A 13,074-nucleotide genomic window follows, 5' to 3' on the forward strand; every position below is an offset into this window, starting at 1 on the left:
CTCCGGCGGAAATACCGGGGCAGGAAAGCCTTTTCCCTCCCCGGGCCCGCATCTTTCCCGAAACTTTTCCCGCACTGCGCCCCTGCTTCAGGGCTGCCGCATGCGCTGCGTCTGCCCTGGCCCCTGCTCCCATCCGGCCTTACAGCGCGTCCGGGGAAGCGATCCTGCCGGCCACGGCGCTGGCCGCCGCCACCAGCGGCCCGGCCAGGTAGACTTCGGAAGAGAGGCTGCCCATGCGGCCCTTGAAGTTGCGGTTGGTGGTGGTCACCGCGCGCTCGCCATCGCCCAGAATGCCCGTATGGCCGCCCAGGCAAGGCCCGCAGGTGCACGGGCCCACAATGCAGCCCGCATCCATGAACACTTCCATCAGGCCCTCCTTGAGGCATTGCTTCCAGACCGTGGGGGTGGAGGGCAACACGATGCAGCGCACCTTTTTGTCCACCTTGCGGCCGCGCAGCACTTCTGCCGCGTCGCGCATGTCGCTGATCCGCCCGTTGGTGCAGGAGCCGATGACCACCTGCTGGACAGGCGTATCCCTGACCTCGGACACGGGCCGGACGTTGGACGGCAGATGCGGGCAGGCCACCACAGGCTCCTGGCCGGTGACGTCGATGTCCAGCACGCGCTCATACGCCGCGCCCGCATCCGCGGCCAGATCCCGAGTCAAACCCGGATGGTCGGGATCGTGGCCGTGCTCGGCGCAATAGGCGCGGGTCTGGGCGTCCACGGCGAACAATCCCACCTTGCCGCCGGCCTCAATGGCCATGTTGGCCATGGTCAGGCGGCCTTCCACAGGCAAGGCGTCAATGACCGGGCCGCCGAATTCCAGGGCCTTGTACAAGGCTCCGTCCACGCCGATGGTTCCGATCAGCAGGAGTATAAGATCCTTGGCGCGCAACCAGCGGGGCATGACGCCCGTGAAATTGACCCGGATGGTGGGGGGCACCTTGAGCCAGGTTTCGCCCAAAGCCATGGCCGCCGCAATGTCCGTGGAGCCCATGCCCGTGGCAAAAGCTCCGATGCCGCCATAGGTGCAGGTGTGGCTGTCCGCGCCGATGACCAGATCGCCCGGCCCCACCAGGCCCTGCTCGGGCAGCAGCGTGTGCTCCACGCCGCAGTCGCCGCCCTCGTAATAGTGGGTAATGTTCTGCTCCTGAGCGAAGGCGCGGCTGATCAGCACCTGATTGGCCGAATCAATGTCTTTCTGGGGCGTGAAATGATCCATGACCAGGGCGATTTTATCCTTGTCGAAAACCCGTTTCGCGCCCATGCCGCGAAAAGACTTGATGGCCAGCGGCCCGGTGATGTCGTTGGCCAGCACCAGAGAAACCCGGCATTGGACAATCTGGCCGTCACGCTCCACGGTGTCGTCGGTATGAGCCTGCAGAATCTTCTGCGCAAGCGTCTGAGGCATGTTCAAACTCCTTACAAATATGCATCTGAGCGGGCGGCGCAGCCTGACGCAGCCCGGAAGACAAAAGACGCCCGCTAATCATGCTGGCAGTGGATGCGCGCGCCTTCCTCCTCTCTCTTGGCCAGATGGTTCAGCGCGTCCACATAGGCCTTGGCGCTGGCCACGAAAATATCCGGGTGCGTGCCCCGGCCCACGGCGGAATACGCCTTTTCCCTGATCCGAACGGTTACTTCGCCGAGAGCGTCCGTGCCGCCGGTGATCGCATTGATGGCGTATTGCTCCAGTTCGGGCTCGCGGCCCACAATGTCAGCGATCACGTTGAAGAGCGCGTCCACCGGCCCCACGCCGAAACCCGCGCCGCTCTTTTCCATGCCGTCCACATCCATGAGCACCGCGGCCGTGGGCGGCACGCCTCCGGCATCCGAGCTCTGCACGCTCACATGGCGCAGGCGCAGGCGATCCGGAATACGGTAAATTTCCTGCTGGATGAGGGCCATGAGGTCGTCGTCATGCAGGGTTTTTTTGCGATCCGCCAGTTGCTTCACGGCCTCAAAGACCAGATTGAGCTGTTCCTCATCCAGCTTGTACCCCATGCTCTCGAACTTGTTGCGCACCGCATTGCGGCCCGAGTGCTTGCCGATGACCAGACTGCTGGCGCTGCGGCCCACGGACTGCGGGGTCATGATCTCGTAGGTTTCGCGGTTCTTGAGCATCCCGTCCTGATGAATGCCGGATTCGTGCGCAAAGGCGTTGGCGCCCACCACGGCCTTGTTGTTGGGAATGGGCTGGCCGATGATCATAGAAAGCAGGCGGCAGGAGGGATAGAGCTGCTCGGTCCTGATATTGTGATCCAGAGCGTAGTAATCGCGGCGCACGCTCAGCGCCATGACGACCTCTTCCAGCGAGGCGTTGCCCGCGCGCTCGCCGATGCCGCTGAGCGTCACTTCGGCCTGGCGCACGCCCACTTTGAGGGCAGCCAGGGTATTGGCCACCCCAAGGCCCAGATCGTCATGACAGTGCACGCTGAAAACCGCCTTGTCGCTGTTGGGCGTATTTTTGATCACATAATCCACGAGCGCGGCGAATTCCTCCGGCTGGGCGTAGCCCACGGTGTCCGGCAGGTTGATGGTGGTGGCCCCGGCCTTGATGGCGGCCTCCACGATGCGGCAGAGGAAGTCGCGCTCGGAACGCGAGAAATCCTCGGCGGAAAATTCCACGTTATCCGTGTAGGCAGCGCAGCGCCGGACCCCGGCCACCGCCATTTTGAGCACCTCTTCCGGCTCCTTGCGCAGTTTGTGCTTCATGTGCAGGGGCGAGGTGGACAAAAAAATGTGAATGCGCGGGTTGCGGGCGCTTTTCACCGCGTCCCAGCAACGGTCGATATCGTTTTCCACGCAGCGGGCCAGACCGGCCACTTGTATCTCCCCGGCCTGCGCGGCAATGGCCCGCACGGCTTCAAAATCGCCGGGGCTGGAGGCAGGAAAGCCCGCTTCCATAATATCCACGCCCAACACTTCCAGTTGATGCGCAAGGCGCAGTTTTTCCTGTAAATTCATGGTGGCGCCGGGCGATTGCTCGCCGTCGCGCAAGGTAGTATCGAAAAAGTAGACGCGGTTATGCATGACGATCTCCTCTGGTCTGATGCCGCTCCCCCGTACAAACACGGCTGCTGTCAGGGGAACCGCCGGGGCGCTTTCCTTTTTAGAGCATTTTGCTTTTGAAATTATTCAATTTCAAAAGCGGCGCTGCCATCATTTCCCCGCAAGCGGGACAAGCGCCTGAAAAGCGTGGTTTTCAGGCTCATTGCTTCAGCCGTTGCGACGAAGGAAGCTACGGATGAAGACAGCAACTGGTTACTGCGACAGCCAGCCAACGCAACCGCTGTCGCTATCCGTAAGCAAGCAAAGCTTGCTAACGGCTACCGCCGGCGCGGGCGTCCGCTCCCGCGGCCGCCAGAGCGTTTAGCTCATTTCATGAGCAAAACGCTCTACAATGCCCGGACCACCGGCAGCGCAAGCGCCGGAGGCACGGGCGCGGCCCGGCGCGGCCGCCTCACGGGAGCCCCTCCGCAAAAAAAAGCCTGAACCCAACGGCAACGAGTGGATATATCTTGCGTAACGGCCACCGTACAGGGCGGCTGTCCGGGGAGCGCGTCTTTCCGCCCGAAAGGCGGCGGGCCGTTACGCAACCTTACTCGCTTTGCGGCGACAGGGCGCGTAGCAACTGACGATTGCGGCGGGGGAGCATCACAAAGGTGTAAACAAGGCCGCCTGCGATGTACAAAGCGCAGAGCACAAAGCCCATGAGCCGGGGCAGCGAAACCACCAACGCGAGGATGAACAAAAAGGCGATCATGGTACGGATGGGATGAGCACGCAGAAAATCATATTCCTTAAAGGAAAAGTAACGCACCCGGCTGACCATCAAAATGCCTGCGCCCACAGCCAGCAGCAGCGCCAGATAGGCAGTCAGCGGCTGCAAAAAGCCGGGGAACAGCGCGGCGAAAAAGACAAAGGTCACCACCGTGCAGCCCCCTGCGGGGATCGGCAGACCGATGAAAAAACGCTTGCCCACGGCAGCGGTGCTGACATTGAAGCGCGCCAGGCGCAAAGCCCCGCAGGCCGCATAAATGAAGGCCGCGGCCACGCCCAGGCGACCGAAGGCCTCCAGTTGCCATTGCCAGAGCAGCATGGCCGGGGCAAGGCCGAAAGCCACAAGATCCGCAAGGGAGTCGTACTGCACGCCAAATTCGCTGGCCGTGTTGGTCAGGCGGGCCACCTTGCCGTCCAGACCATCCATAAGCGCCGAAAGCAGGATGGCCATGCCCGCGGCTTCAAAACGGCCCTGCACTGCCCAGACCATCGACAAAAAGCCGAGAAACATGCTCAGCGTCGTGATCATGTTGGGCAGGAGGTAGACCCCTTTATGCGGCTTTTTCTTTTCCATGCTTTTCCAAACCGGCCGCATCATGCGGCGCAACGCCGGGGCGCGGCTTACCGGGCCCGGGCAAGAACGCTCTGCCCGGCAAAAACTTCTTCGCCCATTTGCACAGCCGCAGCATAGCCTTGCGGCAGATAAAGGTCAACTCGCGAGCCGAAACGGATCATGCCGTAACGCTCGCCGCGGCCCAGCGCGTCGCCTTCGGCCACGCGGCAGACGATGCGGCGCGCCACGAGGCCCGCGATCTGCACCATGATCCAGACCTGGCCGTCGGCCCCGCGCAGGCGGTAGGCGCAGCGTTCGTTGTCCGTGGCGGCCTTGTCCATGGCGGCATTGAAAAATTTGCCGGGCCAGTAGCGGATTTCCTCCACCACGCACTCCACGGGCGAGCGGTTGACGTGCACGTTGAAGACATTCATGAAAATGCTGATGCACTGCCTGGGCTCGCCGCTCGGATCAAAGGGGTCCGGGCGCTGCTCAATGCGGATGATCCGCCCGTCAGCCGGGCTCACGGCCAGACCTTCGCCCTGCGGCACGACGCGTTCGGGATCGCGGAAAAAATGAATGCTGAACCAGCAGGCCGCCAACAGGAGCAAAGCCAAACAACTCCAGTCCAGAAAAGCGAAAACCAGGGCCGAAAGCGCGGTCAGGCCGATGCAGGGCCAGCCTTCTGGGGTAATGCCGCAGTGTGCGGGGCGCATAATGACTCCAGCGGGTGCGCCGCGCTGTCCGGCGCGGCGGTACAATTATAGGGAAAGTATATCTATAGACTGTGCCGGGGCGCAAGGCAAGATGCCTGGCCCTGGAAGGATTCACTTTGAGAGCGAAATTCCTTTCTCAACCGTGTAGAATTACAATGAATTTTTTAAAAAAATCATCGCAAAGGCGAATCCCTCGCAGCGTCGGAGTCGCTGCGCCGCCCCTTGCGGCCTGGCGCGCTCACGTCTATACTGGCGGCATGAATACAGCCACAAAGACTCTCTGCCTCGCCCTTCTGACGGTCTTTGCATTGACCGCCTGCGGCCCCAAAGACATCGGGACGGGCACCTCCTCGGAGTATGCCGCGGCCTCGCCGGGCATGGCCCCTGAAGAGCAGTTGCGTTACCCCATGACCGGCATGAGCAATACCCAGCGCATGCTCTACCATGTCAACCGGCCGGACGTCATGAGCCGCATGCAGCAATGGCAGATGAGCCGCTTCAGCGGTCTGCGCGGCGACCAGCCCACTCCCGAGGACCCGGCGTATCGCGCGGTTCCCAGGCAGCGCAGCCCCTTCAGGCAGTAGCGCCCGTCATGGATCCCGTCACCCATGCCGCCAGCGGCGCCGTGGCCATGCTGGCTCTGCCGGGCCGCCCCGCCACGCGCTGGGCCGTGCCGCTGGCCGCTCTGGTTGCCGCCTCGCCTGATTTGGACATCCTTTTCGCGTCCGGCCCGCTGCAGTTCCTCCTGCTGCACAGGGGCATCACCCATTCCCTCGCCGCCTTGCCGGTCATGGGCCTGATTCTGGCCGTCTGCTCCTGGCCTCTCTGGCGCGCGGCCACGCCGGCGCGCTGGAGCTTCGCGCGGGTCTGGCTCCTGGCCTGCGCCCTGGTGCTGCTCCATATCTGGCTGGACGTGGTGACCACCTACGGCACCATGATTTTTCTGCCCTTTTCGCACGAGCGCGTTCGCCTCAACGGCATCTTCATCATTGATCTGCTGCTGACGCTGCCCCTGCTCTGGGCTGTCTGGCGCTGGCGCAACAAGCGCGCGCTCATGCTCCTGGCCCTGGCCTGGATTTTCGTATATCCGGCCCTGGGCGTGGGGCTCAACGCCTGGCATACGGCCCAGACCGAAGCGCGTCTGGCGGCCGAACACCGGCTTGTGAGCCGGGTGACAGTGCTGCCGGACGCATTGGCGCCCTTTTTCTGGCGGGCGCTCTTTGAGGAAGAAAACGCCAAGGGGAAAAACGTGCGCGAGCAAGGGCTCAATGCCCTGGGGCAGGCGCGCACGCCGGAACGCGCCTGCACGGCAGTGCCCAACGCGCTGGCAGCGGATCTTTCGCGCCAGTCCGTGACCTGCGAGACGTTTTTCGGCTTTGCCGTGCTGCCGGTCATCACCCCCCTGCGCCGGGAGGAATGGCCGCAAGACCCGGCGCAGCAAGCCCGCGAATTTTTAATCCATGATCTGCGCTTTGGCAGCAATCTGGAATTTGTACAAAAACTCATGGCCATGCGCCCGCATGCGGACATCCCTTTTCAACTCATGGTGGAAGTGGAATTTGGACAGGGCGACAGTCCGGCCCTCCGTCCCCAAAACGCCCCACAGGCGGCAGGGAGCGGAGCGCGGCTGCTGCGCGAACGCCTGCGCTTTTCCGACAGCGGTCGCGATTCGCGCTGGGGGACGCCGCGCCCTCCCCGGCCGCCGTCGTTCTGGCCCTGGCTGGTTGGCCTGCGCTAGAGCATTTTTTCTTTGAAAATGCTCTGCTGACTCGAAAGCGGCAGCCGCCGCAACGCGGCGTATATTCAGGCGAAAACCGCGTTTTTCGCCTGAATGCCACCTTTGACTTTCATAAAAAGTCAAAGGTAATCTGCTCTAGGGTCAGCCCTGCCACAGCCTTGCCTCGAGCCGCGAACTGCAGTATGTGCTGTAAAAATCACACAGACTGCGCTGCCCATGCGGCATGTGCCGGCGCTTCTCCGAATCCCGCGCATCATGGGGCACATCGAAGAAGCAGGGGCGGTTTTGTCTGCCGCGACCGCCTAAGCGCGTCGGCGACAGGCGCGGGCAATCTCAGGCAAGCGTGCCCCACGGCGCCAGGCATTTTCACTTTGAAAATGCTCTAAAAGCACTATGATCCAAGGACGCAGCATGGAACATTCCTTTTCGCATCTGGACGCCCAGGGCACTGTAACAATGGTCGATGTGGGCGGGAAGACCCCGGGCAGGCGCGTGGCCATTGCCGAAGCCATTGTGGAACTGGCGCCGGCCACCCTGGAGCTGCTGCAAAAGGCCGCTCTGCCCAAGGGCGATGTGCTGACCTGCGCCAAAATCGGCGGGATCATGGCTGCCAAGCGCGTGGACGAGCTGATCCCCCTCTGCCATTCGCTGCAGTTGAGCTTCGCCGATATTCGCTTTGAGGTGCGCGACAGGCCGCCCCGGGTGCGCATTGAAGCCGAGGCCCGCAGCGTGGGCGCCACGGGCGTGGAAATGGAAGCCATTGTAGCCGCTCAGACCGCCGCGGCCATCATCTATGACATGTGCAAGGCCATACAGCGCGACATAGTGATCAGCCGGGTGCGCCTCTTGCACAAAAGCGGCGGCAAAAGCGGCGAATTCAACGCACCGGAATTACCCTTATGAGTATGCCCCAGATCGATCCCGTGGCTTTTTCCATCGGCAGCCTGCAGTTGCGCTGGTACGGCCTGATGTACCTCTTCGGTTTCGCGCTGGGCTGGATTCTGGGGCGCCGGCGCGCCTCGCGGCCCGGCTCTGGCTGGCGGCCCGCCGATGTGGACGATTTGCTGACCTGCGTCATGCTGGGCATCATTCTGGGCGGCCGCCTGGGGTATGTGCTCTTTTACGATTTGCCGGCCTACATCCACGATCCGGTTGAGATCCTGCGCATCTGGAACGGCGGCATGTCGTTTCACGGCGGCCTGCTGGGCGTGCTCGCGGCATTCTGGTATTTTGCGCGCAGCCGCAAAAAATCCTTTCTGGAAGTCTCGGACTTTGTGGCCCCTCTGATTCCCCAGGGCCTTTTTTTCGGACGCCTGGGCAACTTCATCAACGGAGAGCTCTGGGGCAAAGTCAGCGACGCGCCCTGGGCCGTGGTCTTTCCCGGCGGCGGCCCGCAGCCGCGCCACCCTTCGCAACTTTATGAGGCGCTGCTGGAAGGGCTGGCGCTCTTCATCATCGTCTGGATGTATTCGGACAAGCCGCGCAAGCCCGGCGCCGTGTCCGGCCTGTTTGCCGTGGGCTATGGTGTATTCCGCTTTCTTGTGGAATTCGTGCGCGTGCCGGACCCCCAGTTGGGCTATCTGGCCTTTGGCTGGCTGACCATGGGTCAGGCGCTCTGCGTGCCGCTTATTCTGGTGGGCCTCTGGCTGCTGCTCAGACCAATGAAGTCCGAGCAAAAAAGGACCCGGCAAAAGGGCAGGCCCTGAAAACGGGCTCTTGCCTGTGTGGCTCTGCGTTTTGCCGCCTGCCCGCTGCCCCCTGCGGCGACGCTGCTTGAGCTGCGCTGCCTCGCCGCCTGTTGACAGGCCCGGTCTTTTCTGGGAAGCTGTCTGCCGTTTACGCATGTCTTTTACGGAGGCCACATGGCGAAGGAAGGTTCCATCGAAGTTGACGGCGTGGTGCAGGAAGCCCTGCCCAACGCCATGTTCCGCGTGGAGCTGGAAAACGGCCACGAGGTATTGGCCCACATTTCCGGCAAAATGCGCAAGTTCTATATCCGCATCCTGCCCGGCGACCGCGTCAAGGTGGAGCTCTCCCCTTATGATCTCACGCGCGGCCGCATCACCTACCGCATGAAGTAGCGCGGGGCGCGTCTGCGCTTTCTCCTCTGCCTGTTCCCGGAGTCTGCGGCGCCATGCGCGTCTTCTGAAGCCACGCCCGCGGCTTGCGGCCAGGCCCGCCACCGGCGTCCTGCATCCGGCTGTTGCGGCTGCCCCGCATACGCCGCAGCTTTGCAACACGGCCCTGTGCCCGGAGGCGGGAACAGGATCAGATCGCTCCGGCCAGGCGCAGCAGAAAGACGCAGAGCAACGCCCAACATCCTGCCAGCACATCATCCAGCATGACCCCAAAGCCTGCTGGCAGCCAGTTTTCAGAGGCGCGTACCGGCCAGGGCTTGCGAATGTCAAAAAAGCGAAAAAAGACAAAGGCTGCCACAAAAATCCCGATTCCCGGATGCTCAAAAGGCAAGAGCACAATCCAGACGCCCACCAGCTCGTCGATGACGACTTCGCCCGGGTCCTTGCGGTTCAGCAGAATTTCCGCGCGTGTTGCGGCCAGCGCGCCCAGCACAAACAGCAGAATCACGGCCAGTATGCGTCCCCCCAGAGAAAAAGGCAGAAATACGAACGGCGCCAGCACACAGGCCAGGGCCGTGCCCCAGGTGCCCGGCGCTTTGGGAGCCAGACCGGCTATGCCCAAACGGCAAAACGACAATATCCATGCATCCCGGGAACGCATACACTCTCCAATGCGGCGTGCCGCTGTTTGTGCCGGGCTTGCGGCAAAAACGCGCCTCTTGCTCTGCATCGCAATGGGCTCTGAGCCGCAGGGGCCGGCCTGCTGACTGCGCGGAAGATAAAGCTGACGCGGCCGGAACCGCCAGCCAGAGAAAGGAAAGCCGCACCCGGCACTCGCTCCCGCGGCAGCGGAGAAGCGCCGGAGCGCAGCCGCCAGTTGCAGCGCGTGCGCATTGCGGGTTGCAAAACATTCGCGCAAGCCGTGCAATACATGCCGCCCTGCCTCGGGCCGCCCTCTCTCTTGTCTCTGCCCGGCGCACCGAAGCCCGGCGGCAAGTCCTCCGTCCAGGGCCTGAATATACGAGCATTCCTCACGCAAAGCCAGCAGAGCTGACGCAGCTTATGCGGCAGCCCTGCGCAAAGCCAGCCGGGAATGTTGCCTAATCCGCGGTTTTGGCATAGAACTCGGCATGATGAGGCAAGGGCATGGACAAAAATCACAGTGAGCTTTTCGGTCGGCTCAGTTATGACGAAAGCCTGAGCTATGAACAGTTGCTGGACACTGAAGCAGGCCTGACCACAGCTTTGGAAGAGCTGTTGCTGCGGGCTGGAGCCGCGCACCTGGATTTTACCCCCCTGGGCGATGCGTTGCTGTTTCAATGCGCTTTTGAAGCGCATAAACTCTATGTATACCGTAAAATTGCCCAGGAAACGGCAAAAATCCTGCCCCAGGGCGTAACGGGGCGGCTGCTCTGCCTGGACAAAAGCCTGGACGCCCTGCACATCTATTGGATGCAGACAGGGCAGTGGCAGGAAGAAGCGCGCCCTGTGCCGGAGAACCCGCCCCAAAATCTGCAAAACCGGCGTATCGCCTGTGCAGACGGAACACGCGAGGAAGACTGACGCGGACCCATTGGCGGCGGAAAAGCCGTCATAAGAGCTCCCCGACCGGCTCGACGCAAGACGCCGCGCCAGGCGGTCGGTTGCAAGCCGAGAACCCGGCAATGCCCGGATGGTGGAATTGGTAGACACAAGGGACTTAAAATCCCTCACTCACAGAGTATGTCGGTTCGAGTCCGACTCCGGGCACCAAGGAATAGCAAGGGCTGCGAGGATGCAGCCCTTTTTGTGTGCTTGATTTTTGTATCACCATGTATCACCTTTTTGTGCGCCCCGTGTCCGGAGGCTGCATTTCACCAAGCGCGGGCATGAGTGCGCCAGCATGTGCCTGCCCTCCTGCGGTGACATGGGCATAGACCGCCCCGGTGGTTGCCACGCTGCTGTGGCCAAGCTGTGCGGCCACAGCAGCAAGGTCTGCCCCGCGCGCCAGCATTTCCGTGGCCGCTATGTGACGGATGTCATAGGGCCTGAGTGTGACCCCGGCGCGCTTGCACGCCAAAACCCAGGCTGTCCGGAAATTTAGGACGCGCTGCCCTTTGCCCCGGTGGCATACCCACGGGATACCAGCGGCCATGTCTGCTTCATACCGGCGCCGGGCTTCCTGCATATAAGCGGGGTGGGGGACGACTGTTTTCAGGCGGCCACTCTTTCCCTGCCGGACGATGACCACGCCGCGCCGCCAGTTGAAGGCATCCCATGTCAGGCTGAAAAGCTCCACCTGGCCCGGACGCAGGGCAAGAAAAAAGGCGGTTTTCACCGCCCATTGCAGGTATTCAGGCAACTCCGGATAGAGCCTTTTCAAGTCCTCCATTTTGGGCTGGAACACTGGACGGGCGAATTTCAGCTTCTTGAAATCCCGCCATGGGTTGAAGCGGATGAGCTCCTGATCGACGCCCCATGCGAGGATTGCTCGCACCATGGCCTGAAATTTATTGATGGTATTGTTTCCCACGCCACGGCTGCGAAAACTCTCACGCATCCGCTCAAGATCCTGCCGGGTGAGGGATTCGGCATACTTGTCACGCAGAAACTCTCCTGTGCCGGGATGGTGAACGCCGTCCTTCTCGTAGCCCGCAAGAAAATAGACGATCTTTCGCTTGGTCACGATGTTGAGGTCGTAGCGGCTGCGGCAGAAGAGCATGGTCAGCTCGCCAAGGGTGAGACGTTCCTCCTCCTGCGTCCGTGTCTGAAGGCGGTCAGCCTCAAAAGCGCTGGCCTCCTGCTCGGTCTTGAAGTAGCGCCGCTTTTCCTTGCCGTTCTCGCGCCACTTGCAGAAAAAGAGGTCGCGCTTGTTGGCCTTGTGAATGCTCACTGTGTCCCCCTAGAAGCCGCACCCCCTGGCGAAGTCCTTGGGGGAAAGGGTTTTTTGCGCAGGCTTGTGCGTTTGGGATGTCTGTACGATGCCAGCCAACTCCTTGATGCGCTTGTCCAGCGCGGCCAATTTGCGCATAGCGGCGTCACGCTCGCGCAGGGCGGAGAGGAGCTCGGCATAGCGCTCGGCTGCAAGGTGGTCTGTCATGCGGCCTCCTTGTCCGTGTCGAGGAGTCGCTTGAAGCCCACGACCCAGACCCAGGGATTTGCGTTCCAGCCGAGGCCGCGCTTTGTGGGCGGTTCTTTCGTCCAGCACGCGGAGTCGGTCATAGCTTTTCCTCCGGTATGGTCTCAGGTACAGCTGTCTGGTTCATTTCTTTTCCCTCCTCAATGCAACCAGTATGCACGGTAAAAGGTCGATATTTTTTGACTCATTATTCCCTCTCCCTGGATGCCGGTGATGCAATCCGCTTCCCCAATGTCAATCGGTAGCAACGAGGCAGATTGAGATCGTTTGAGGACGTGGTAATATCAATCCCCACCAGTTCAAAAACCATCGTTGTGCGGGTGTATCCCCTTCTGAACCTCACGGCTCCGTATGATTTGGCGAACAGACGCCGGGTCCAGTACGGTTTGACCTCTCGGTATTCATGGTGCTTTTCCCCTGTGGATATTTTGTCGTACCAATGGTGAGTCAATACGAGGTCAAGGACGTGCATGGCTATTTTCTTTCCTGATATTTATCTGGATCAAAGCCGGTCATTTCCCAGTATGTCCGCTCGCAGTAACCTGATTTCCTCCCGCAGGCGCAGGATTTCATCAATGTCAGCAATGACCACGTCCGGGGAGTTGGCGGCGATGTGGTCGGCGTCTTCGGCGCACTTGGGGTTGCTGGTGCTGCTCTAGAGCATTTTGCTTTTAACTTTTTACATAGCCACAGGATTTAAACCATCCTTCAGCGTCTTTTTGTGTGATACAACTTAATGCTTTTCCAATGGACTTGTACAGTTCATCACATGTTTTTGCTTTCATACCCCGAAGTAATTGTTTCACTTTGCTCCACATCTTTTCAATGGGATTTAAATCCGGGCTGTATTCTGGAAGGAAAATATACTTGCAGCCTTTTTCCCTTATCAAGTTTTGGGCGGTTTTTGATTTATGGACATTCAAATTATCCATTATAACAACATCGTTAGCTTTAAGCGTTGGAAGAAGAAATTTTTCAATATAAGCATTGTACATTTTTCCATCCAGTGCCCCATCAAAAACAACACTGCAAGTCTCTCCCGTTACCCGGATTGCTGAAAGTATGCTTATCCTTTCCCAACGTCC

General features: G+C 60.8%; 15 protein-coding genes and 1 tRNA gene. 7 read left to right on the forward strand and 9 right to left on the reverse strand.

Features of this window, described 5'->3' with window-relative positions:
* Window positions 1-139: 139 nt before the first annotated feature.
* From G7Y52_RS08620 to G7Y52_RS08635, 4 genes are all read right to left on the reverse strand, one after another.
* Entirely contained in the window at window positions 140-1,414 is a 1,275-nt protein-coding gene (locus tag G7Y52_RS08620) for a 3-isopropylmalate dehydratase large subunit (protein WP_165070304.1), read from the reverse strand.
* 74 nt (window positions 1,415-1,488) lie between these two features.
* Window positions 1,489-3,036 (reverse strand): 2-isopropylmalate synthase, encoded by a 1,548-nt coding sequence (locus G7Y52_RS08625; RefSeq protein WP_165070307.1) that lies wholly within the window; start codon window positions 3,034-3,036, stop codon window positions 1,489-1,491.
* Between the two features lie 568 nt (window positions 3,037-3,604).
* Entirely contained in the window at window positions 3,605-4,360 is a 756-nt protein-coding gene (gene pssA / locus G7Y52_RS08630) for a CDP-diacylglycerol--serine O-phosphatidyltransferase (protein ID WP_165070310.1), read from the reverse strand.
* 47 nt (window positions 4,361-4,407) lie between these two features.
* The gene (locus tag G7Y52_RS08635) at window positions 4,408-5,055 is read right to left on the reverse strand and encodes a phosphatidylserine decarboxylase family protein (protein ID WP_165070313.1); all 648 of its coding nucleotides are present in this window, start codon (window positions 5,053-5,055) and stop codon (window positions 4,408-4,410) included.
* Between the two features lie 257 nt (window positions 5,056-5,312).
* Between G7Y52_RS08635 and G7Y52_RS08640 the strand changes: the two genes are divergently transcribed.
* The 5 genes from G7Y52_RS08640 (at window position 5,313) to infA (ending at window position 8,874) form a co-directional block, all read left to right on the forward strand.
* The gene (locus G7Y52_RS08640) at window positions 5,313-5,639 is read left to right on the forward strand and encodes a chemotaxis protein (protein ID WP_165070317.1); all 327 of its coding nucleotides are present in this window, start codon (window positions 5,313-5,315) and stop codon (window positions 5,637-5,639) included.
* A gap of 8 nt (window positions 5,640-5,647) precedes the next feature.
* On the forward strand, window positions 5,648-6,793 hold the full coding sequence (locus G7Y52_RS08645) for a metal-dependent hydrolase (RefSeq protein ID WP_165070320.1): 1,146 nt from the start codon (window positions 5,648-5,650) through the stop codon (window positions 6,791-6,793).
* A 411-nt stretch (window positions 6,794-7,204) separates the two neighbouring features.
* Window positions 7,205-7,696, forward strand: coding sequence for a cyclic pyranopterin monophosphate synthase MoaC (gene moaC, locus G7Y52_RS08650; RefSeq protein WP_165070323.1), 492 nt, complete (start codon window positions 7,205-7,207; stop codon window positions 7,694-7,696).
* Entirely contained in the window at window positions 7,693-8,499 is an 807-nt protein-coding gene (gene lgt, locus G7Y52_RS08655) for a prolipoprotein diacylglyceryl transferase (protein ID WP_165070327.1), read from the forward strand. The genes moaC and lgt overlap by 4 nt, the downstream gene beginning before the upstream one ends.
* 156 nt (window positions 8,500-8,655) lie before the next feature.
* Entirely contained in the window at window positions 8,656-8,874 is a 219-nt protein-coding gene (gene infA, locus G7Y52_RS08660) for a translation initiation factor IF-1 (protein WP_006008898.1), read from the forward strand.
* A 187-nt stretch (window positions 8,875-9,061) separates the two neighbouring features.
* Here infA and G7Y52_RS08665 read toward each other — a convergent pair whose 3' ends face one another.
* The gene (locus G7Y52_RS08665; protein ID WP_165070330.1) at window positions 9,062-9,532 is read right to left on the reverse strand and encodes a phosphatidylglycerophosphatase A; all 471 of its coding nucleotides are present in this window, start codon (window positions 9,530-9,532) and stop codon (window positions 9,062-9,064) included.
* Window positions 9,533-10,017: 485 nt separating this feature from the next.
* On the opposite strand from G7Y52_RS08665, the gene G7Y52_RS08670 reads away from it, so the two are divergent.
* Together G7Y52_RS08670 and G7Y52_RS08675 are read left to right on the forward strand one after the other, a co-directional pair.
* Window positions 10,018-10,434: a hypothetical protein gene (locus G7Y52_RS08670; RefSeq protein ID WP_165070333.1), complete on the forward strand. Its 417-nt coding sequence runs from the start codon at window positions 10,018-10,020 to the stop codon at window positions 10,432-10,434.
* A gap of 103 nt (window positions 10,435-10,537) precedes the next feature.
* Window positions 10,538-10,623 (forward strand) — tRNA-Leu (locus tag G7Y52_RS08675).
* Between the two features lie 64 nt (window positions 10,624-10,687).
* Here the strand turns inward: G7Y52_RS08675 and G7Y52_RS08680 are convergent.
* From G7Y52_RS08680 to G7Y52_RS08690, 4 genes are all read right to left on the reverse strand, one after another.
* Window positions 10,688-11,743 (reverse strand): tyrosine-type recombinase/integrase, encoded by a 1,056-nt coding sequence (locus G7Y52_RS08680; protein WP_165070336.1) that lies wholly within the window; start codon window positions 11,741-11,743, stop codon window positions 10,688-10,690.
* A gap of 9 nt (window positions 11,744-11,752) precedes the next feature.
* Window positions 11,753-11,950, reverse strand: coding sequence for a hypothetical protein (locus G7Y52_RS08685; RefSeq protein ID WP_165070340.1), 198 nt, complete (start codon window positions 11,948-11,950; stop codon window positions 11,753-11,755).
* Window positions 11,947-12,072 carry a hypothetical protein gene (locus G7Y52_RS15490; RefSeq protein WP_277424298.1) on the reverse strand — a complete coding sequence of 42 codons (126 nt, stop codon included), beginning with the start codon at window positions 12,070-12,072 and terminating at the stop codon, window positions 11,947-11,949. Before G7Y52_RS15490 ends, G7Y52_RS08685 begins: the two co-directional genes overlap by 4 nt.
* A gap of 588 nt (window positions 12,073-12,660) precedes the next feature.
* On the reverse strand, window positions 12,661-13,074 hold a 414-nt coding region (locus G7Y52_RS08690; protein ID WP_165068458.1), incomplete at its 5' end, for a transposase.

Origin of the sequence: Desulfovibrio sp. ZJ200, assembly GCF_011039095.1 — a bacterium.
In the GTDB taxonomy this organism is placed as follows: domain Bacteria; phylum Desulfobacterota; class Desulfovibrionia; order Desulfovibrionales; family Desulfovibrionaceae; genus Desulfovibrio.